The sequence below is a fragment of the Streptomyces sp. NPDC001617 genome, from assembly GCF_053596855.1.
Genome location: NZ_JBSFHA010000094.1, coordinates 1 through 19,780, shown reverse-complemented (window position 1 = coordinate 19,780; position 19,780 = coordinate 1). Strand labels below are relative to the sequence as shown.

Here is a 19,780-nt window from a genome sequence, read left to right as displayed (position 1 = left end):
TGCCTGTTCCTGCCTGTTCCTGGCGTTCTTGTTCCGGCGCGCGGATCAGCCGGCGGCGTGGGCGCCGATGACGGCCTGCGCGTAGACCATCCCGAGGCCGTAGGTGCCGCCGTGCTCCTTGACCACGTCGCCCACGGCGGCGTACGTCTCGGTGCGGGCCCAGTCGCGCTGGAGCTCCAGGAGTACCTGCACCCAGGTGACCGGGATCGCGCCGCCCTGCACCATGCGCTGGATCGCGTGCTCGTGGGCCTGCGGGCTGACACCGCCGGACGCGTCGGTGACCACGTAGACCTCGTAGCCCTGGGCGATGGCGGAGAGCGCGGGCAGGACGACGCAGACCTCGGTCCACAGACCGGCGATGACGAGCTTCTGGCGCCCGGTGGCCTTGACCGCCTCGACGAAGGCGAGGTCCTCCCAGGCGTTCATCGTGCTGCGGTCGATGATCTTCTGGTCGGGGAAGACCGCTGCCAGCTGCGGCATGATCGGGCCGGAGAAGGACTCGGCGGCCACGGTGCTCAGGACGACGGGGACGTCGAACGCCTTGGCGGTCTTGGCCAGGCCCACGGTGGAGTTGATGATGGCGGTGCGGTCGCCGCTGCCGGTGCCGAAGAACATCTGTGGCTGGTGGTCCACGAAGAGCACCGCGCAGTTGTCGGGGGTCAGCAGGGCGGGGCTGGGGGCTGCGGTGACCTCGGCGATGTCGACCATGAGCGTGAGCCTTTCTCGGTGAGCGGTGGCACGGACTGCTGTCCGTGCCGTGGGAAGGGCCGTCCGGTGGACGGATCAGGTGGGTGTCCCGGAAGGGGCGGCACAAAGACCAGGCCCCTTCCGGAGGTTCAGAGGGCGAAGCAGGGATCGAAAGGCGTGCTCGCGGCGTCCGGGACGAGGCCGCGCGCGATGCGCCACTGGCGGTGCTGCTCCGACTCGGCGATGGCCTGGCCGAGCGACTCCGCCTGGCGGGCGCCGGGAAGGTACGCCCGGCGGGACACCTGGTAGCCGCCGAAGTGCGCCACAGGGCTCCAGGCCGGGCTGACGGGGGGAAGGTCCTCGTCGAGCCCCTCGTACTCGGCGGCGGCGTAGACGATCCGGCCGCCGGTCACCGTCAGCAGGGACTCGATGTGCGCGATGTCCGGCTCGGGTACGGCGAAGTAGTCCTCGGACAGCACTGCCAGGTCCGCGTAACACCCCGGCCGGAGCACGCCCTTGACCTCGTCCTCGCCGGTCAGCGCGGCGCCGGCGCGGGTGAACATCGCCAGCGCCGTCTGCCGGTCGACGCGGTTCGTCGGCGGGCGGAGCGTCAGATCGCCGACCGTTCGGCCGCTGACGAGCCAGTGCAGGGCGATCCAAGGGTTGTACGTGGAGACCCGGGTGGCGTCGGTGCCTGCGCCCACGGTCAGGCCGCGGTCCAGCATGGCCCGGATGGGCGGGGCGTCCGCGGCGGCGCCGGGGCCGTAACGGCGCACGAACGCATCGCCCTGGAAGGACAGGCGGTTCTGCACGGACATCGCGCCACCGAGGGCGGCGACGCGGTCGAGGCTGTCCGGGGAGGCGGTCTCCGCGTGATCGAACAGCCATCGGTTACCGGCCGGGAAGAGCCCTTCCGCGGCGAGCTTCTCGAATACGGTGAGATCGCGCCGGATGGTCTCGTCATACGTGGCGTGCAGCCGGAATCCCCACCCGTTCTCCATGAGCAGGCGCACGGCCTTCTCGAACTCCGCCTCGTAGTCAGGCGTGTGTTCCGGGCGCGGCTGGGCGAAGTTCTCGAAATCCGCCGCCGCCCAGGTGAGGTTCTCGCCCGCGCCGTTGAGGCGCAGCCATTCGTCCCCGTCCTCGGGGCGGGCCATTTCGATCCAGCGGGCGAGATCGTCGATCTCCTGACCCGCGGTCTGCGGGAAGAGGTGATAGGCGATGCGCAGCGACAACTGTCCGGCCTTGGCCAGTTCGATGACGGTGCTGTAGTTGTCGGGGAAGTTCTGGAAGCCACCGGCGGCGTCGATCGCCGACGTCAGCCCGAATCTGTTCAACTCGCGCAGGAAATGACGGGTCGAGGTCTTCCTGTCCTCGCCCTCCAGCACCGGCGCCTTGGCCAGGGTCGAATAGAGGATGAGGGCGCTGGGAGCGGCCAGCAGCATGCCGGTCGGTTCCCCGTCCCGGCCCCGGACGATCTGGCCGCCCTTGGGGTCGGGTGTGTCCCGGGTGTATCCGGCGGCCTTGAGGGCCGCCCGGTTCAGCACCGCCGACTGGTACAGGTGCAGGACGAACACCGGGATGTCCGGGGCGGCGGCGTTCAGTTCGGCCACGGTCGGCAGCCGACGTTCGGCGAACTGCTCGGCCGACCAGCCGCCCACCACCCGCACCCACTGGCCCTTCGGGGTACGAGCGGCCTGCTCACGCAGCATCGCCAGCCCCTGACGCAGGCTGCGGACACCGTCCCAGCGCAGTTCCAGTACGTAGTTCAGACCCCCGCGGATCACGTGCAGGTGCGCGTCGTTGAGGCCCGGGATCATCCGTCGCCCGAGGGCGTCGACCACCTTCGTGCGCGTGCCGACGTGGGGAGCTACGTTCTTGTCGTCACCGATGACCGTGATGACGCCGTCGTGGATGGCGAGCGCCTCCGCATGCGGGCGGCCCGCGTCGCCGGTGTGGATCTTCGCGTTGCGGACGATGAGGTCCGCGGCATTGTCGATGGCATGCGGAACCAGTCCGCCGACGGGCATGGTTGACATCTCTTGAAACCCCCTCCGGGAAAACGACTTCGATTCATCTCATGGCCGGTAGCGGCGGACTTTGGCCGATTCCGTCCTGCCCGAATGCCTGTTTGCTCGAATCGAAGCAAGTGAATTCCACCGACACTCGTCGTGCCCTGAGAACAAGGACAGGCCCTATGGGTGAACGGCCGCGGTCGCATGGCCATCACCATAGACACGATCGATGTGCCCATCATGTCCAGCCAGTGCACAGGACTTTGCCTCACAGCGCACTCGCTCATCCATGTTCTGCGCGTCATTCGAGAGGCCGGAAGGAAGCTGTGCACTGCGAGGACAGCAGCGGTGCACCCATGGACAATTCCAGGCGGCCGGCGGCTTTAGCGTGGCGAACAGCGGCTCGGGGACGCTGTTCGCGGATCCGGGCCGAATGGCCGGAAGGACCGGCATCCCCTTGAACATTCCAGGAGATTCGCATGTCCGATGTCGTCCAGCCGGTACTGGAACCTGCTGCAGCCGCCTTCGCCGAGGCGACCGCCAACCCGCCGTACCTGTTCGAACTCACCCCCGCAGAGGGCCGCAAGGCTGTCGACGAGGTGCAGTCCGCCGAGATCGACAAGCCGAACGTCGATGAGGAGTGGGTCACCGTCTCGGGCGGTCCGACGGGCAGCGTCCGGGCCCGCATCGTCAGGCCCGCCGGCACCGAGGGAACCCTGCCGGTGATCTTCTACATCCACGGCGCCGGCTGGGTGTTCGGCAACGCCCACACCCACGACCGCCTGGTACGCGAACTCGCCGTCGGCGCGAACGCCGCCGTGGTCTTCCCCGAGTACGACCTCTCCCCCGAGGCTCGCTACCCGGTCGCCATCGAGCAGAACTACGCGGTCGCCCAGTGGGTCGTCGAGCAGGGCGCGTCCAAGGACCTGGACGGCTCCCGGCTGGCCGTGGCGGGCGACTCGGTGGGGGGCAACATGACCGCCGCGCTGACCCTGATGGCCAAGCAGCGCGGTGATGTCCCCCTGGTGCAGCAGGTGCTGTTCTACCCGGTCACCGACGCGAGCTTCGACACCGGTTCGTATCACCAGTTCGCAGCAGGCTACTTCCTGCGCCGCGACGGCATGCAATGGTTCTGGGACCAGTACACGACCGACGAGGCCGAACGCGCCCAGATCACCGCGTCCCCGCTGCGCGCCACCACCGAGCAGTTGGCGGGCCTGCCGCCGGCGCTGGTCATCACCGGCGAGGCCGACGTGCTGCGCGACGAGGGCGAGGCGTACGCGGGCAAGCTTCGCGAGGCCGGGGTTCCAGTGACCGCCATCCGCTTCCAGGGCATCATCCACGACTTCGTGATGCTCAACGCCCTGCGGGAGACCCACGCCGCCGAGGCCGCGATCACGCTCGCCGTCGGCACCCTGCGCACCGCGCTGCACGGCCACTGAGACACCACGAAGGAGACCTCGACAATGACCACCACCCCCACCGCCCTTCTCGTGCACGGCGCCTTCGCCGACGCCGGCAGCTGGTCCGGGGTCATCGCGGAACTACAGAACCACGGCATCCCCGTGCTCGCGCCCCCCAACCCGCTGCGCGGTCTCGCGTCCGACGCCGCGTACATCGCCTCCGTGGCGGCCCAGATCAACGGCCCCGTCATCCTGGTCGGACACTCCTACGGCGGCGCGCTCATCACCGTGGCCGGCACCACGGAGAACGTGGTCGGCCTGGTCTATGTCGCCGCCTATGTCCTCGAAGAGGGCGAGAGCCTCGGCGAGTTGCAGGGACGATTCCCGCTCTCTCCGCTCGTCAGCAACCTCAAGGAGTGGACGTACCCCGTCGAGGGCGGTGATCCCGCGGTCGAGGTCACCATCGCCGCCGACGCCTTCCCGTCGGTGTTCGCCGCCGATGTGCCTGCCGACGTCACGAAGGTCCTGGCAGTTGCCCAACGGCCGCTGGCCGTCGGGGCTTTCGAGGAGGCGGCCTCCGCGGCCGCGTGGAAGACCAAGCCGTCCTGGGCCCTGGTGGCCTGTGCGGACGAGGCGATCAACCCCGAGGTCGAGCGGTTCGGCGCTGAGCGCGCGGCGGCGACCGTCGTCGAGATCGAGGGCGCATCGCACGCGGTCGCCGTCTCACGGCCGAAGGACGTCGCCGACCTGATCCGCGACGCGGTACGCGCCACGAGCTGACGACGGGCTGTCAGCTGCGCGGACGAACTGGCTTCGTCCGCGCAGCTGTGTTTCCACCTCAATGCCGCGCACGCTCGGTCCGGTCCGCCACCGTGACCACGACGACCAGGGCCGCCGCCAGGAGCCCGGCGATCAGGGCCGGCGCCCGGGAATGAGCGGCCGCCGGGACAGCGACCGCGACAGCGGGAACGGGATGCCGGGGACCGGGTGCGGGTAGGCGAGCAGAGAGCCGTTCGCGTGCTGCGGAAATCGTGGTTGTCGGCTCGCGCGGCATGAGGCAGCCAGGCAACGACCACAGTCCCCTGCGCCTGAGCAGTCGTCCGCCCAATGTCCGGCATGCGGGTGACCGTGGCCTTCCTCCGCGCACAGCTCGTCGCGCCTGGGAAAGGGATACATCGGCGCCCTTGAGCGTCCCGGACTCTGACGCGGGCCTACGCTCCAGGCCCGTCCTGCCCGCTGTCAGGCGGCCGGACCCGACGGCGTCGTACGCTCCGTCAGACCGGAAGGCAGCAGCAGTGAAGATCAACATTGTAGGCCCCGGCAACATGGGCCGCGCCATCGCCACCCGTGCCCTGGCCGGCGGCCATGGCGTGTGCGTGGTCCACCCCAACACCGACTCTGCCCGAGCTCTTGCAGAGGAGCTCAAGCAGCGGTTCCCGGCTGGCGAGTGCGACTGGGCCGCTGCGGCGGGGGCAGCTGATGTCACCGTGCTCGCACTGTGGTACGACGCGGCACTGCAGGCCGCGAGATCCGCCGGTGCCGCCCTCACCGGGCAGGTCCTCGTGGACATCTGCAACCCCATCGACGTCTCCACCATGGACTCGAGGGTGACACCCCCCGACAGCTCGGCGGCCGAGGAGATCCAGCGGATCGTCGGCACCGACGTGAAGGTCGTCAAAGCGTTCAACACCACCTTCGCCGGCCTGCTGACACCGGGCGAGGGCCATGGCCTCCCGCTCGATGTCCTGATCGCCGGAGACGACTCCGCGGCCAAGGAGAAGATCGCGGAGCTTGTACGTTCCGGCGCGATGCGCCCATTGGACGTAGGACCGCTGCGCCGAGCTCGGGAGCTGGAAGCGATGGGGTTCCTGCACATCGCCATCCAGGAGCCACTCCAGCTGAACTGGCACAGCTCGATCAAGATCCTTCCTTGACCGATCCCAGGCATGTGAGCTCGGGTCACGACCTCTTCCCCATCGGCTGGCCATCCTTCTCAGGTCGGGAAGAGCCGCGTTTGGTCGGCCTCCCCGCATGGCCGGGGCGCCGAAAGTCCCCGCGCGCCTCCCGCCAAGAAACCGGAAGCAGCCTGGATCACCTGGAATCGTCGGCGTCCGTGCGAACGGCCGCTGGAGCATCTCAGCCAGGAACCGCAGCAGAATCTCGTCCGGCCCCTGCAGGAGGGCGAACCGCCGGTGGCAACCGTCACGATGTCACCCAGCTGCTCCCGCTCATCGACGCGATCCCGCCGATCCGGGGGCGGCGGGGACGGCCTCGCCGCAAGCCGCGGCACCTGTATGCCGACCGGGGCTACGACTTCGACAAGTACCGCCGCCTGATGTGGAAGCGCGGCATCAAGCCCGTGATCGCCCGACGCGGCGCGGCCCTGTCAAGCCAACGCGCAAGCAGAGCAACCGGGTTCCGTCGCGCCACTGAGCGCCGTCTCAGCCGAGAGGTCAGATCAAGATCTCATTCTGAAATGATCAGTTGAAGGGGTGGGAGGTGCCCCCACTCGCCGCGCCGGCCGCTTCTTGACGGGCAGACGTTGCCTGCCCGGCACTGGCAGCTGTCTAGGACAGGTGCCCCAGTTCGTGCGACGCCGCCACCACTGTGTCGCGCAGGTCGCGGGTCACCTCGGCCAGGTGGTCCGGTGTGCCGAGGGTCTCGGGCAGGACGACGGAGACGGCGAGCGGCAGCGGGTCGCCGGCCGCGAAGACGGGCGCGGCGACGGAGATGATGCCCGGGATGACGCCACTGTGCGTCACGACATGCCCCTGCTCGCGGATCTGGGCCCGCAGGGCCGCCAGGCGTTCGTCCGTCCACTCCGCCTCTCTGCCGCGTAGCTCTCCGTCCAGCACCTCGTTTGTGAGGCTCTCCGGCAGGTGGGCCAGGAAGATCTGGCCCACGGACGACGTGAGCAGGGGAAGCGTGGCGCCGACGCGCACTGTCAGGGGCAGCGGCCGCGTGCCGTACGCCCAGCTCACCACGATCGGGCCGCGATCTCCCCACACCGCGAGGTTCACGGAGTGGCCCGTGCGGTCGCGAAGCCGGATCGCGTGGCCGCTCGCCACCGCCACCTCGTTGGTGCGGCGCAGTGATTCGGCGCCCATGCGGCGCATCGCGGCGCCGAAGTCGTAGAGGCCCGAGGCGGAGTCCTGTGAGGTCAGGCCGATGCGGCCGAGGCTGACGAGATAGCGGTGCACCTTGCTGGGCTGCATACCGCTGGCCTGCGCGATCGCGGACAGGCTCAGCGCTCCGCCGCCGTTCTCCAGCGCGAGCAGGACCCGCATCGCGGTCTCGACGGACTGGATGCCCTGACGCTCCGCGTTCTCCCTGGGGTCGGTCTCGGTCACAGCGCAGCTCTCTTCCCGCAGGTGAATGACGGTGCTCAGCCTATCGACGCGAGGAGCGCCGGCCGTCGATCACGAACAGATCTGACATTCACTATTGCGGAACGCATTACGTTCTGGTGAACTGCGGGAGCGGTGGCACTCCCTCCCCGACTACCCCGGTCGCACCGCCGGCTCGTTTCGCAGCCGCCCGGAGCCGCTCACCCTTCGGCGCACACACCCGCGCATCTCCTGTCTCCCGGCCACTCACACCGAGCCGGGCATCGCCGCACCCCCACACACGAGACAACCACTGCGAACACGCACAAATCCTCCGAGGAGAACTCCGTAATGAAGTTGATCGGCCTCGAAGAGCACTTCGTGACCCCCGACCTGGTGGGCCATGGCGCGTCGACCGCGTCCATCGCCCAGCCCGGCGCGTGGGCCGAAGCCTCCCGCCGCCTCCTCGACCTCACCGAGGAACGCCTCGACGACATGGACGCGGCCGGCCTGGACATGCAGGTTCTGTCGCTCAACTCCCCCGGCCTCCAGGCGGAGAAGGACCCGGCCGCCGCCGTACGCCAGGCGACCACGGTCAACGACTTCCTCGCCGGTGTCATCGCCGAGCACCCCGACCGCTTCTCGGGCTTCGGCGCCCTGCCCCTGCAGGATCCGGAGGCCGCGGCCGACGAGCTGGAGCGCGCGGTCACGCAGCTCGGACTGCGCGGCGCCCTCGTCAACGCGCACACACACGGCAGGTACCTGGACGACCCCGCCCTGCGCGTCGTCTGGGAGCGCGCCGAACACCTCGACGTACCGCTCTACCTGCACCCGGCCAACGGCGTCGACACCGCGCACGTGCTGTCCGGGCACCCCGAACTCGTCGGACCGATGTGGAGCTGGGGCATCGACACCGCCACCCACGTCCTGCGGCTCATCTTCGGCGGCGTGTTCGACGACTTCCCGAACGCCAAGCTGCTGCTCGGCCACATGGGAGAGGGACTGCCCTTCGTGCTGTGGCGCATGGACTCCCGCTGGGACTTCCACGCGCACCACGGAATCGAGCTCAAGCGGGGCCGTCCCTCGGCGTACATCCGCAACAACCTCTACATCACGACCAGCGGCGTCTGCTCCTCCGCCCCGCTGCTCACCGCACTGCTCTCGATGGGCGCCGACCACATCCTCTTCGGCACCGACTACCCCTTCGAGGACATGGGGACGGCCACGAAGTTCCTGCGGGACGCCCCGATCAGCGACGCCGACCGGCTCAAGATCGGCCACCAGAACGCCGAGAAGCTGCTCGGCCTCACCACCGCACCCGCGTTCGCGGGTGTCTGAGCGGAAGGGAACGCACGTGTACGACGTCGCCGTCATCGGGTACGGGCCCGTGGGCATGGTCACCGCGGCGCTCCTCGGGCAGGCAGGCCACGACGTGGTGGTGCTGGAGCGCTACCCGACCCTCTACAACCTTCCGCGCGCCGCGATCTTCGACGACGAGACGATGCGGACCTTCGACCGCCTCGGCATCGCCCGCGATCTGCTGCCCACGCTCCACGTCCAACGGAACTACGAGTGGCGCAACGGCGCCGGCGAGCTGCTCATCGAGCACGACTTCGCCGCCGTCGGCGCCCAGGGCTGGGCGGAGTGGTACATGATGTACCAGCCCTACCTCGAGGACGCCCTCGACGGCCTGGTCCGCGGTCTCGGGAACGTCGAGATCCGGATGGCCTCCCGGGTCACCGGCCTGCAGAGCACGCACCACGGCGTGGACATCGAGGTCGAGGGAAGCGGCCCGGCCGTCTCGGCCCGGTACGTCGTGGCCTGCGACGGCGGCAACAGCTTCACCCGCGGCCGGCTCGGTGTCGAGCAGGACGACTACGGGTTCTCCGAGCCGTGGATGGTCTGTGACTTCCGTCTGACCGGTCCCTCGGACGTCCCCAAGGCCCGCCAGGTCTGCGACCCCGAGCAGCCGACATCGATCATCTCGCTGGGCCCCGAGCACCACCGGTTCAGCTTCATGCTCGACTCGGCGGACTCCTTCCCCGTCGAGCGGGAGCCCGACCGGGTGTGGGCCCGGGTCGCCGCCCACCTCGACCGCTCGCGGGCCGACCTCGTCCGCGTCGCCACGTACACGTTCCGCTCGCTCGTCGCGGAACGCTGGCGCGACGGCCGGATCCTGCTCGCCGGGGACGCGGCCCACCAGATGCCGCCCTTCCTCGGGCAGGGCATGTGCTCGGGCATCCGCGACGCCCAAAACCTCGCCTTCAAGCTCGACGCCGTAATGCGCGGCGCCGACGACGCCCTCCTCGACACCTACCAGAGCGAACGCGAGCCGCATGTGCGGGCCATCATCGCCAAGGGCATCGAGCTCGGCCGCGTCCAGACCATGCGCGACCCGGTGGCCGCCGCCGAGCGCGACGCCCGCCTGATCGCCCAGCGCGAGGCGAACGGCCGCCCCGAGAAGATGCGCTTCCCGGGCCTCGGCCCGGGCCTGCACGACGCGTCCCCGCAGGCAGGCCACCTGATGCCGCACGGCCGGGTGGAATCGCACGGCACCGTCGGACTCTTCGACGAGGTCCTCGGCCGCGGATTCGTCCTCCTCGTCGACGGCCGCGAGGGCGCCTCGCTCGACGCCTCGGCCATCGAGCCGGCCGCCGGGCTGGGCGTGGCAGTCCACCACCTCACCGACCGCCGCCTCACCACTGAAGGGATCACCGATGTCGGCGGCGTCTACGGGCGCTGGTTCGACGAAACCCGCTCCGCCGCCGTTCTGTGGCGGCCCGACTTCTACATCCTCGGCACCGTGGACTCGCTGTCCGACGTCCCGGCGCTCCTGAAGACACTTGCCGCGGCAGTCCAGCCGGTACAGGCTCCTGCCACCGTCGGAGAAGGGATCCGGCCATGACCGCACCGTCCGTCATACGCCCAGCCGTCCAAAGAGTGCCCGCGACCACGTTCATCCTGGTCGCGGCCTGGGTCGTCGCGTCCCTCGAGGGCTACGACCTCGCCGTGTACGGCGTCAGCGTGCCCGCGATCCTGGGCGACCCCTCGCTCGGCATCGACAAGGCCGAAGCCGGCACCGTCGGCTCGTTCGTCGGCATCGGGATGCTGATCGGCGCGGCCCTCGCCGGGGCCCTCGTCCACCGCACCGGCCCACGCCGGCTCCTGCTGCTGGGCACCACCGTGTTCTCGCTCGGCATGGCGCTCTGCACGTTCGCCGGCGGCGTCCCGTCCTTCGGGGCCGGACGCCTGGTCGTCGGCCTCGGCCTCGGCGTCGTACTGCCGACGATCAACGCATACGTCGCCGACCTCAGCGAACCGGGCCGCCGCAGCCGCAACGTCGCCCTGATCATGAGTGGCTACGCGGCCGGCGCCCTGCTCTCCCCGCTGCTCGGCACCGCCCTGCTGCCCGACGTCTCCTACCGCTGGCTGTACGTGATCGGCGTGATCCCGGTGTTCCTGGCCGTACCGCTGGTGCTCCGGCTCCCGGAGAGCCCGTTCCACCTCAGCCGTACGGGCCGTACCGCCGAGGCGAGGATGGTGGAGGAGCAGCTCGGTCTCGCCCCCTCGGACGCCTCCCCGACGTCGGACCCGGGCCGCTGGCTCGGTATCGGCTCGCTGCTGACCGGCGGGCTCGCGGTCTCGACCGTGCTGTTCTGGGCGATGTCCTTCTGCGGACTGCTTCTGGTCTTCGGCATCAGCACCTGGCTGCCCAGCATCATGCAGGCCGCGGGCTTCTCCCTCGGCTCGGCGCTGCTGCAGACGGCCGCCATGTGGCTGGGCGTCGGCGTCGGGGCCGTCGTCGGCGGCCGTGTCGCGGACGCGCTGGGCGCCAAGCGTGTGGTGGTCGTGGCGTTCCTGGTCGGCACCCTGAGCCTGGTCGCGATGAGCACCCGCCCGCCGACGCCGGTCATGTTCGTGCTCATGTTCATCAGCGGGTTCGGGTTCATCGGCTCGCAGATCCTCGGCAACGCGTTCATCGTGACGCGCTACCCGGACGCCCTGCGCGGCAACGGCCTCGCGTGGGCCTTGTCGATCGGCCGCTTCGGCGCGATCGCCGGCCCGTCCCTGGGCGCGTTCGTCCTCAGCTCGGGCGCCGGTGTCGAGTGGGCCTTCTACGCCTTCGCCGTACCGGCGCTGATCGGGGCGTTCGCGGCGGGCGCGGTACCCCGGGTGCGAGCGGTGACGGCATGACGCGAGTCGTCTACGAGTCCTGGGGCCAGCGGGTCGTCTTCGGCTCGGGCACCGCACGGGACGACGTGACGGCCGAGGTGGCGGGACTCGGCGCGAGCCGGGTCCTGGTGATCGCGGCCGAGGGGGAGCGCGCCCTGGCCGAGGCCCTCTGCACGGACGTTCCCGTCGTGGCGACGTTCGGCGCCGTCAGGCCGCATGTGCCGGCCGAGGTGGCGGGGGCCGTGCGGGCAGCGGCCCGCGAACACGCGGCCGACCTGCTGCTGAGCGTCGGCGGCGGCTCCACGACGGGCACCGCCAAGGCAGCCGCGCTCACCACCGGCCTGCCGGTCCTCGCCGTCCCGACGACATACGCCGGCTCCGAGGCGACCCCCGTCTGGGGCCTCACCGAGGACGGCCACAAGCGCACCGGCGTCGACCCGAAGGTGCTCCCCCGGGTCGTCGTCTACGACGCGACACTCATGCTGTCGCTGCCGGCCCGCCTGTCGGTGACGTCGGGGCTCAACGCACTCGCCCACTGCGTCGACGCGTGGTGGGCCCCCCGGCACAACCCGATCAGCTCCGCCCTGGCCGTCGAGGGCGTCCGCTCGCTGGCATCCGCGCTGCCGCGCATCGTCGCCGACGGCCAGGACGTCGCGGCCCGCCGGGAGATCCTCTTCGGCACCTACCTCGGGGCGGTCGCCTTCGCGGGGGCGGGCTCCGGACTGCACCACAAGGTGTGCCACGTCCTCGGCGGCGCGTACGACCTCGAACACGCCGCCCTGCACTCGGTGGTCCTGCCGCACGTGGTCGGCCTCAACCTGGCCGCGTCACCCGAGGCGGCGCTGCACCTCGGAGCCGCGCTCGACGCCGGCACCGACCCGTTCGGCGCGCTGCTCACCCTCTACGCCCAGCTCGAACCTCCGCGCTCGCTGGGCGAGTTGGGCCTCGCAGAGGAGGAACTCGACCGGGCCTGTGACCTGGTCATGGCACAGGTACCGGACACCAACCCGCGGCGTGTGACGCGCAACGAGATGCGCGAGCTGCTGGGGCGCGCGTGCCGCGGGGCCACCCCGGTGCCGGTCCCTCTCACCGCCCTTCGCACGGAAGAGCAACCCCGTTGACCGACACCACCGAGACAACTGAGACAACTGAACAGGAACTCACCGACAAGGTCGTCGCGAGCTTCGACACCGCGAAGGACGAGCGGTTCCGCGAGGTCATGCAGGCCCTGGTACGGCACGCCCACGCGTTCGTGCGCGAGACCCGCCTCACCGGGGACGAGTGGGGCGCGGCCGTCGAGTTCCTCACCGCGGCCGGTCACATCTCGACCGACACCCGCCAGGAGTTCGTCCTCCTCTCGGACGTCCTCGGCATCTCCATGCTCACCGTCGCGGTGAACGAACCGGGCCTCGCCGCATCGACGGAGTCCACGGTCCTCGGCCCGTTCTTCGTGCAGGACTCGCCCGAGATCGAGCTCGGCGGGGACATCGCGGGCGGCGCGACCGGTGAGCCGGCGTGGATCGACGGCCAGGTCACGGACACCGACGGCAACCCCGTCCCCGGCGCCCGCGTCGAGGTGTGGGAGGCCGACGACGGCGGCATGTACGACGTCCAGTACGACGACGCACCCCTCGCGGGGCGCGCGCACCTGTTCACCGACGCCGAGGGTCGCTACCGGTTCTGGGGACTCACCCCCACGCCGTACCCCATCCCGGACGACGGCCCCGTCGGCCGGCTCCTCGATCACGCCGGCCGCTCACCGATGCGCGCACCGCATCTGCACTTCATGGTGACGGCACCCGGCTTCCGGCGTCTCATCACTCACATCTTCGTGGCGGGCGACGCCTGTCTGGACGCCGACTCGGTCTTCGGCGTGAAGGAGTCGCTCATCCGCCCCTTCGCCCGTCACGAGCCCGGAACACCGACGCCTGACAGCCGACAACCGGCGGGCCCGTGGACCTCGACGACCTTCGACATCGTCCTCAGCAAGGAGTGAGCAAACGCCTCTCAGACGCCCGGTTGTGTCGTCGGGCGCCCGGAACACGCGGATCGGGATCTCGGCCGGGTCGGCGAGCACATCGGAGATCTCGTCGTCCAGCCGGACCAGTGTGACGGAGACACCGACCATGTCGAGCGAGGCGCAGTACCCGCCCACGCAGCTACGCCCGACCTCGATGCCTCTCCCCCGGTCAACTGTTCGTGGACCGTCCGTACACCAAGCAGAGCCCGCCGTCACATTGGCTCTGCCGTCTGCCCTGTAGGCGTGGCCCTCCGGTCCGGATACTGGGGGCATGGAATTCGCCGTCTTCATGACCTTGCCCGGGCTGGTCATCCTGCTGACCGCCGTGGCCTTCGTGGATCAGCTGCTGCTCCGTGCCGGGCGGGCCGGACTGCTGCCATGGCGGAACAGCGTCCGGCAGGGCCAGATATCGGCGACGGGGTTTGAGCAGCTCCATGCGAGCTTTTCGCCTGGGAAGCAGAACGAACTCAAGGAGCGGCAGTCGGCACTGGTGATGCGGGACGACGAGGAAGACGGGGCACCGCCGAACCGGACAACGGTAGATCTGGAGGGAGGGGTCGCGGTCGTCCGTATGCCGGGGGCCGGTCGATAGGAGACGACCCGTCACAGCCAGACCCTGGAGAACAAGGTCAGTCGCCGACGACCTCGCTCACGGAGGCGCGGGCGGCGGCCTCGTCGACGAGGTTCTTGCCAGTGGCGAACGCGGCGAACAGCCTGCAGGGACAGGTTGTTGACCGCCCTCGGGTAGCCGCGCGAGGTGGTGTGGATCAGCGTGAGGGCGTCTTCGTGAACAGCGGGTCGGGACGCCCGGCGATCTTGAGCGACCGGTCACAGACCAGCGATGTCCCCAGCGTTCCTACCCAGCGAGTCGAGCACCTCCACCACGGCGTCCTGCCGCCTGGCGCGCGCCGCCCGGTCCGTCGGCACCAGCCGCGCGGCAGCCCGCACGGCACAGGCGTCCGGATCACCGAAGACCGTCCGCGGATGCTCTCCGCCCTCCGCGCAGCGCGCCGTGACCTCCTCGACCGCCTGCAGCACGACCGCCCGATCCACGCCCGGCTGCACGGCCAGCCGGACCTGGAAACGCGCCATCCACTTCCCGCGGTCCTCCTGCCCCGCCACAAGCCCTCCCGGTCATTCGCGAGCCATCCGTCAAAGAGATCAGACGCCACAACAGCGAAAAGGGGCCGCAGGCAAGAATCCGACGACTTTCCAACGACCGCCACTGAACCCGCGCCGGCACCCCCGACCGATTCCCCGCCACGGAACATCACAGACCATGGATTCCGCCACCACCCCCAGCCTGCGCCCGGCCAGGCGGACCGCCGGGCGCAGGCCGTGCACACCCACCACGAGACCACCCAGGCCCGCGCCCAGCCCCTCGACCCCGACCACACCATCCCGCCCCGCCCCGCCCCGCCTCAGCCACGCAGCCGAAGGCGAGACCCCGCACCCCCACGGGGATCAGGCGGCGAACCCGATGCCGGTCACGCATGCGTGACCGCCCCACCGTCGTCAAAAGCTGATCACCGCCCACGGCGGAACGGTCTTCGCCGACTCCGGACGGGGCGGCCGGACGCGGATGACCCTCCGGCTGCCCAGGGCCGAGTCACAAGGATCACGGCTCATTCCCGAGCCGGGCGCGGAGCCGCGAGTTGCCTGACAGGCAAATACCCCCTGGGGTATTTGACGCCCCCCTTCGAGCCGCCGTACTCTCGCCGACAAGACACCCCCAGGGGTATTTGAGGAGGCAACGAAGTGGCTCGTGAGACAACGCAGGAGGCGTTCGCCGCGGCCTGGGCCGACGGCGGGCTCGTGATCGACGTACGGGAGGCGGACGAGTACGCGGCCGGGCACGTGCCGGGCGCGCAACTGATGCCACTGCCTTCCGTGCCGGCCCGGTGCGGTGAACTCCCCACCGACCGGCCGGTGTTCGTGATCTGCGCCGGCGGGAACCGCAGCAGGCAGGCAGCCGACTGGATGAACTCCCGCGGCATGGACGCCTACTCCGTGACCGGCGGCACCGGCGCATGGGCCCGCGCCGGGCACCCGATCGCAGCCGGACACCACGAGCACGCGGTCTGAGCGACTGGGCCGTCCCCCTCCGCTGCGGCCACCGACCACCGAAGACCACCCGCGATCCGCCCATCGGCCAGTTGGGAAGGAGCACCGCCTTGGCCACCACCCCCTCACCCTCCGACGCACCGATCGCCGGCCGCCACCGCGTCGCCGTCATCGGCGGCGGCAGCGCCGGCATCAGCGTCGCCGCCCGCCTGCGCCGCGCCGGCATCAGCGACATCACCCTGATCGAACCGTCCGACACGCACTGGTACCAGCCGCTGTGGACCCTGGTCGGCGGGGGCCAGGCACCCCTGCGCACGACCCGCCGCCCCGAAGGATCCGTGATACCCGAGGGGGTGCGCTGGGTCCGCCGGCGCGCGCTGGCCGTCGCCCCCGAGGCCCGCACGGTGACCCTGTCCGGCGGCGACGAACTCACCTACGAGTACCTGGTCATGGCACCCGGTCTCCAACTCGACTGGAACGGTGTGCCGGGCCTGGCCGAGGCCGTCGGCCACGACCGGGTGAGCAGCAACTACGCACCCGAGTACGCCCCGCGCACCTGGGACCTGATCAAGCAGATGCGGTCCGGCACGGCCGTCTTCACCCACCCGGCCACCCCGCTGAAGTGCGGCGGCGCCCCGCAGAAGATCGCCTACCTGGCCGCCGATCACTGGCGCAAACAGAAGGTCCTGGACGACATCCGCATCATCCTGGTGATCCCCGACCCGGCGATGTTCAAGGTGCCCGCCTGGTCACGGGTGCTGGAGAAGGTGGCCGCCCGGTACGGCATCGAGGTGCGGCTGCGCTCGGAGATGACCGCCGTCGACGGCGACCGCCGCGAACTCGTCGTCACCGACCACGCGAACGGCACCAAGGAGACCATCGGCTACGACCTCCTGCACGCCGTCCCGCCGCAGAGCGCCCCCGAGTGGGTCAAGGCGAGCCCGCTCGCCGACCCGGCGAGCCCGCAGGGGTTCGTCGCCGCCGACAAGCACACCCTCCAACACCCGTACCACGAGAACGTCTTCGCCCTCGGCGACGTGGCGAACCTGCCCACCTCGAAGACCGGCGCGGCCGTACGCAAGCAGGCCCCGGTGGTCGCGGCGAACCTGCTGGAGGTGATGAACGGCCGCTCCCCCTCGCACCGCTACGACGGCTACACGTCCTGCCCGCTGGTGACCGCCCGCGACCGGATGCTGCTGGCCGAGTTCGACTACGACCTCAAGCCCACGCCCACCTTCCCGCTGCTCGACCCCTTCAAGGAGCGGCGCACGATGTGGCTGTTCAAGCGGTACGGCCTGCCGCCGGTGTACTGGCACGGCATGCTCACCGGCCGCCTCTGACCGGTCGGCCCGGGCATCCCCCGACCCGGGCCGACCACCACCGCCCTTCGACACCGGCGGACCAGACCCTTCCATATACCCCCCGGGGTAATAAAACCCTTCCCTTATGGAGGTCGACCGACATGTTCTTCGCCCAGTACTACCTCGACTGCCTCTCCCAGGCGTCCTACATGATCGCCGACGAGACCACCGGCAAGGCCGTCGTCGTCGACCCGCGCCGCGACGTCTCCGAATACCTCACCGACGCCGCCGAGCACGGTTTCACCATCGAGGCGGTCATCAACACCCACTTCCACGCCGACTTCCTCGCCGGCCACCTGGAACTCGCCGACCGCACCGGCGCCTGGATCGGCTACGGACAGCGCGCCGAGGCCGAGTACCCCATCCACAAACTGGTGGACGGCGAGCGCATCACCCTCGGCGACGTCCAGCTCCGGATCCTCGAAACCCCGGGCCACACCCCGGAGTCGATCAGCGTCCTGGTGTACGAAAACGCCCAGGACACCGTCCCCTACGGCGTCCTCACCGGCGACGCCCTGTTCATCGGCGACGTCGGCCGGCCCGACCTGCTCGCCTCGATCGGCGTGACCGCCGACGAACTCGGACGCATGCTCTACCACACCATCCAGCACAAGTTGATGGACCTCCCGGACGCGGTCCGGGTCTTCCCCGCCCACGGCGCCGGCTCCGCCTGCGGCAAGAACCTCTCCACCCAGCGCCAGTCCACCATCGGCGAACAGCGCGCCACCAACTACGCCTGCCGCCCGATGAGCGAGGAGAGGTTCGTGGAGCTGGTGACCGAAGGCCAGCCCTCCGCGCCCGCCTACTTCGTCTACGACGCCATCCTCAACCGCAAGGAGCACGGCCTGTTCGACGCGGCCGCCGCGCCCCGGCCGCTGGCGGTCGAAGACTTCATGCAACGGCGCGCGGGCGGAGCGGTCGTGGTCGACGCCCGCTCGCCGCAGGACTTCGCCCCGGGGTATCTGCGCGGCTCGGTCAACGTGCCCGCGGACGGCCGTTTCGCCGAACAGGCCGGCATGGTCGTCACCCCCGAGCAGGACGTCGTCGTCATCGCGCCGCAGGATCGCGAGGAAGAGGTCGTCACCCGGCTCGCCCGGATCGGCTTCGACAAGGTCGGCGGGTACCTGCGCGAACCCGAAGGCGCCTTCCCCGCCCTGGCCGACGAGATGGAACAGGCGAGCCGCCTGACCGCCGACGAACTGCGCCGCCTACTCGACGGCGACGAACCGCCGCTGGTGCTGGACGTGCGCAACACCGCCGAACGCGAAGAGGGCTTCATCGAGGGCTCGCTGCACATCCCGCTGGCCGAACTCGCCCGCCGCGCCGACGAGATCCCCACCGGCCGGCCCCTGGTCGTGCACTGCGCGGGCGGTCACCGCTCCTCCATCGCCGCCAGCCTGCTGCGTCATCAGGGCCGCACCGACGTCTCCGACCTGCTCGGCGGCTACGGCGCCTGGCTCGCCCTGCCCGCATCGGCCAACATCTGATCCACCCCACGCCCGGCGGCGGCCGAATCCGTCGGCCGCCGTCGGCCCCGCCAGCCGCTCCAGTGACAGCGAGGAATCCCCGATGACCATCAGTACCGACAAACCCCGGCTCGATCCTGCCGCCCTGCGCGACCTGACGTGGGACGGCGCGGAGGACCCGGACGATGGCATCGCTACAGGCGAGGATTCCACTCACCCGGAGGAATGAGGTGCACACGATGGACGCGGCGGGCTGGGACGAGCGGTATCGGGGCAGCGAGCTGGTGTGGAAGGCCGAGCCCAACCGGTTTGTGCAGGAGGTGCTGGCCGGTCTGAATCCGTCCGGGCGGGCGGTGGATCTCGCCGCCGGCGAGGGACGCAACGCGGTCTGGCTCGCGGAACGGGGCTGGGACGTGGACGCCGTCGACTTCTCCGCTGTGGCGCTGGAGAAGGCCGAGCGGCTGGCCGTCGCCCGGGGTGTGCGGCTGCACACCGTCCACGCCGATCTCACGGCCTGGACTCCCCGCGAGGCGACGTACGACGTGGCCCTGATCGCGTATCTGCACCTGCCGTGGCCAGACATGGCGCAGGTGCTGACCCGGGCCGCCACTGCCGTCCGCTCGGGCGGCACCCTGCTGCTCGTCGGCCACGACGCGGCCAATCCCGAGCACGGTCACGGCGGCCCGCAGGATCCGCGCGTGCTGTACACCGCCGAGCAGGTCGCCGGTCTGTGGCGGCCGTACGCCGACATTCTGCGGGCCGAGACCGTCACCCGGCCGGTGACCGACGGCGATGGCTTCTGCCGTACGGCCCTCGACGCGCTCGTGCGCGCCGTACGGCGATGACACCGTCCGGCGAGGCCACGCGCCGCAGTCAGGCCGGGGTGCCGGGCTTGGTCGCCAGGTACCAGTGGGTGAGCTTGACGCGCTCGTCGGCCAGCCGGGCGTCCAGTTCGGAGGTGGTCGCCCATCCCGAACGACTCGTCGTCGGGATGGGCGACCACCGCCAACACCCGCCGCACACCCTCCGGCAGGCCGGCCACGGTGCGGGTCGTCTCAGGTGTAGATGATCTGGCCGCCGGCGGCATGCTCGTAGAACTCGCCGACCGTGATGATGCCCTGGACCTGCTCGACGAGGTCGTCCTTGTCGAGTTCGAACAGGTCGACCGAGGCCTTGCAGGCGTAGATGCCCGCGCCGGTGTCGGCGATCATCTCGATGAACTCGGGGATCGGCGGGATGTCGAGCTTGTCCATCTTGCGTTCCAT

Annotated in this window: 19 protein-coding genes and 2 pseudogenes; 15 read left to right on the top strand and 6 right to left on the bottom strand. The window is 70.3% G+C overall.

The genetic code is table 11. The annotated features are described in order from the left end of the window. Nucleotides 1-45 precede the first annotated feature (45 nt). Nucleotides 46-708: a hydrolase gene (locus ACWC09_RS43595; protein ID WP_450856743.1), complete on the bottom strand. Its 663-nt coding sequence runs from the start codon at nucleotides 706-708 to the stop codon at nucleotides 46-48. A gap of 128 nt (nucleotides 709-836) precedes the next feature. Continuing rightward, entirely contained in the window at nucleotides 837-2,726 is a 1,890-nt protein-coding gene (locus ACWC09_RS43590) for an amidohydrolase (protein WP_450856741.1), read from the bottom strand. Nucleotides 2,727-3,181: 455 nt separating this feature from the next. Here ACWC09_RS43590 and ACWC09_RS43585 point away from each other — a divergent pair, with 455 nt between their 5' ends. The 4 genes and pseudogenes from ACWC09_RS43585 to ACWC09_RS43570 form a co-directional block, all read left to right on the top strand. Beyond that, nucleotides 3,182-4,144, top strand: coding sequence for an alpha/beta hydrolase (locus ACWC09_RS43585; protein ID WP_450856739.1), 963 nt, complete (start codon nucleotides 3,182-3,184; stop codon nucleotides 4,142-4,144). A 24-nt stretch (nucleotides 4,145-4,168) separates the two neighbouring features. Beyond that, nucleotides 4,169-4,885, top strand: coding sequence for an alpha/beta fold hydrolase (locus ACWC09_RS43580; RefSeq protein WP_450856738.1), 717 nt, complete (start codon nucleotides 4,169-4,171; stop codon nucleotides 4,883-4,885). A gap of 515 nt (nucleotides 4,886-5,400) precedes the next feature. Beyond that, a complete protein-coding gene (locus tag ACWC09_RS43575; RefSeq protein WP_450856737.1) occupies nucleotides 5,401-6,039 on the top strand; it encodes an NADPH-dependent F420 reductase in 639 nt (212 codons plus the stop codon). 257 nt (nucleotides 6,040-6,296) lie between these two features. After that, nucleotides 6,297-6,593: pseudogene (locus ACWC09_RS43570) on the top strand (transposase); the annotation flags it as partial. Nucleotides 6,594-6,672: 79 nt separating this feature from the next. Here ACWC09_RS43570 and ACWC09_RS43565 read toward each other — a convergent pair. Further along, nucleotides 6,673-7,455 (bottom strand): IclR family transcriptional regulator, encoded by a 783-nt coding sequence (locus ACWC09_RS43565; RefSeq protein ID WP_450856736.1) that lies wholly within the window; start codon nucleotides 7,453-7,455, stop codon nucleotides 6,673-6,675. A 327-nt stretch (nucleotides 7,456-7,782) separates the two neighbouring features. Between ACWC09_RS43565 and ACWC09_RS43560 the strand changes: the two genes are divergently transcribed. The 5 genes from ACWC09_RS43560 to ACWC09_RS43540 are packed head-to-tail and all read left to right on the top strand — an operon-like array spanning nucleotide 7,783 to nucleotide 13,600. Beyond that, nucleotides 7,783-8,769, top strand: a complete 987-nt coding sequence (locus tag ACWC09_RS43560) for an amidohydrolase family protein (RefSeq protein WP_450856734.1) — start codon at nucleotides 7,783-7,785, stop codon at nucleotides 8,767-8,769. Between the two features lie 16 nt (nucleotides 8,770-8,785). After that, the gene (locus tag ACWC09_RS43555; protein ID WP_450856732.1) at nucleotides 8,786-10,336 is read left to right on the top strand and encodes a bifunctional 3-(3-hydroxy-phenyl)propionate/3-hydroxycinnamic acid hydroxylase; all 1,551 of its coding nucleotides are present in this window, start codon (nucleotides 8,786-8,788) and stop codon (nucleotides 10,334-10,336) included. Further along, a complete protein-coding gene (locus ACWC09_RS43550; RefSeq protein WP_450856730.1) occupies nucleotides 10,333-11,625 on the top strand; it encodes an MFS transporter in 1,293 nt (430 codons plus the stop codon). Before ACWC09_RS43555 ends, ACWC09_RS43550 begins: the two co-directional genes overlap by 4 nt. Then, nucleotides 11,622-12,725: a maleylacetate reductase gene (locus tag ACWC09_RS43545; protein ID WP_450856728.1), complete on the top strand. Its 1,104-nt coding sequence runs from the start codon at nucleotides 11,622-11,624 to the stop codon at nucleotides 12,723-12,725. The genes ACWC09_RS43550 and ACWC09_RS43545 overlap by 4 nt, the downstream gene beginning before the upstream one ends. Further along, on the top strand, nucleotides 12,722-13,600 hold the full coding sequence (locus ACWC09_RS43540; RefSeq protein WP_450856727.1) for a dioxygenase family protein: 879 nt from the start codon (nucleotides 12,722-12,724) through the stop codon (nucleotides 13,598-13,600). Before ACWC09_RS43545 ends, ACWC09_RS43540 begins: the two co-directional genes overlap by 4 nt. 66 nt (nucleotides 13,601-13,666) lie before the next feature. Here the strand turns inward: ACWC09_RS43540 and ACWC09_RS43535 are convergent. Beyond that, nucleotides 13,667-13,840: pseudogene (locus ACWC09_RS43535) on the bottom strand (dihydroxyacetone kinase subunit DhaK); the annotation flags it as partial. A gap of 55 nt (nucleotides 13,841-13,895) precedes the next feature. Between ACWC09_RS43535 and ACWC09_RS43530 the strand changes: the two are divergent. After that, on the top strand, nucleotides 13,896-14,216 hold the full coding sequence (locus ACWC09_RS43530; RefSeq protein ID WP_450856725.1) for a DUF6191 domain-containing protein: 321 nt from the start codon (nucleotides 13,896-13,898) through the stop codon (nucleotides 14,214-14,216). Nucleotides 14,217-14,452: 236 nt separating this feature from the next. Here the strand turns inward: ACWC09_RS43530 and ACWC09_RS43525 are convergent, their stop codons facing one another. Continuing rightward, nucleotides 14,453-14,716, bottom strand: a complete 264-nt coding sequence (locus ACWC09_RS43525) for a hypothetical protein (protein ID WP_450856778.1) — start codon at nucleotides 14,714-14,716, stop codon at nucleotides 14,453-14,455. Nucleotides 14,717-15,382: 666 nt separating this feature from the next. Here ACWC09_RS43525 and ACWC09_RS43520 point away from each other — a divergent pair. The 5 genes from ACWC09_RS43520 (at nucleotide 15,383) to ACWC09_RS43500 (ending at nucleotide 19,360) form a co-directional block, all read left to right on the top strand. After that, the gene (locus tag ACWC09_RS43520; RefSeq protein WP_450856723.1) at nucleotides 15,383-15,709 is read left to right on the top strand and encodes a rhodanese-like domain-containing protein; all 327 of its coding nucleotides are present in this window, start codon (nucleotides 15,383-15,385) and stop codon (nucleotides 15,707-15,709) included. An 89-nt stretch (nucleotides 15,710-15,798) separates the two neighbouring features. Then, nucleotides 15,799-17,028 (top strand): FAD-dependent oxidoreductase, encoded by a 1,230-nt coding sequence (locus ACWC09_RS43515; RefSeq protein WP_450856721.1) that lies wholly within the window; start codon nucleotides 15,799-15,801, stop codon nucleotides 17,026-17,028. 122 nt (nucleotides 17,029-17,150) lie between these two features. Next, nucleotides 17,151-18,536: an MBL fold metallo-hydrolase gene (locus tag ACWC09_RS43510; RefSeq protein ID WP_450856719.1), complete on the top strand. Its 1,386-nt coding sequence runs from the start codon at nucleotides 17,151-17,153 to the stop codon at nucleotides 18,534-18,536. An 82-nt stretch (nucleotides 18,537-18,618) separates the two neighbouring features. Then, on the top strand, nucleotides 18,619-18,744 hold the full coding sequence (locus tag ACWC09_RS43505; protein ID WP_450856717.1) for a hypothetical protein: 126 nt from the start codon (nucleotides 18,619-18,621) through the stop codon (nucleotides 18,742-18,744). A gap of 10 nt (nucleotides 18,745-18,754) precedes the next feature. Then, nucleotides 18,755-19,360, top strand: coding sequence for a class I SAM-dependent methyltransferase (locus tag ACWC09_RS43500; protein WP_450856776.1), 606 nt, complete (start codon nucleotides 18,755-18,757; stop codon nucleotides 19,358-19,360). 210 nt (nucleotides 19,361-19,570) lie between these two features. Here the strand turns inward: ACWC09_RS43500 and ACWC09_RS43495 are convergent. Further along, nucleotides 19,571-19,780, bottom strand: a 210-nt coding sequence (locus ACWC09_RS43495) for a DsrE/DsrF/DrsH-like family protein (protein ID WP_450856716.1), incomplete at its 5' end; no start/stop codon positions are given.

Excerpts from the sequence above, each read along its gene's own strand:
- ACWC09_RS43510 (WP_450856719.1), top strand. The coding sequence starts at position 17,151 with ATGTTCTTCGCCCAGTACTACCTCGACTGCCTCTCCCAGGCGTCCTAC.
- ACWC09_RS43560 (WP_450856734.1), top strand. The coding sequence starts at position 7,783 with ATGAAGTTGATCGGCCTCGAAGAGCACTTCGTGACCCCCGACCTGGTG.
- ACWC09_RS43585 (WP_450856739.1), top strand. The coding sequence starts at position 3,182 with ATGTCCGATGTCGTCCAGCCGGTACTGGAACCTGCTGCAGCCGCCTTC.
- ACWC09_RS43595 (WP_450856743.1), bottom strand. The coding sequence starts at position 708 with ATGGTCGACATCGCCGAGGTCACCGCAGCCCCCAGCCCCGCCCTGCTG.
- ACWC09_RS43530 (WP_450856725.1), top strand. The coding sequence starts at position 13,896 with ATGGAATTCGCCGTCTTCATGACCTTGCCCGGGCTGGTCATCCTGCTG.
- ACWC09_RS43580 (WP_450856738.1), top strand. The coding sequence starts at position 4,169 with ATGACCACCACCCCCACCGCCCTTCTCGTGCACGGCGCCTTCGCCGAC.
- ACWC09_RS43500 (WP_450856776.1), top strand. The coding sequence starts at position 18,755 with ATGGACGCGGCGGGCTGGGACGAGCGGTATCGGGGCAGCGAGCTGGTG.
- ACWC09_RS43545 (WP_450856728.1), top strand. The coding sequence starts at position 11,622 with ATGACGCGAGTCGTCTACGAGTCCTGGGGCCAGCGGGTCGTCTTCGGC.
- ACWC09_RS43505 (WP_450856717.1), top strand. The coding sequence starts at position 18,619 with ATGACCATCAGTACCGACAAACCCCGGCTCGATCCTGCCGCCCTGCGC.
- ACWC09_RS43525 (WP_450856778.1), bottom strand. The coding sequence starts at position 14,716 with ATGGCGCGTTTCCAGGTCCGGCTGGCCGTGCAGCCGGGCGTGGATCGG.
- ACWC09_RS43550 (WP_450856730.1), top strand. The coding sequence starts at position 10,333 with ATGACCGCACCGTCCGTCATACGCCCAGCCGTCCAAAGAGTGCCCGCG.
- ACWC09_RS43590 (WP_450856741.1), bottom strand. The coding sequence starts at position 2,726 with ATGTCAACCATGCCCGTCGGCGGACTGGTTCCGCATGCCATCGACAAT.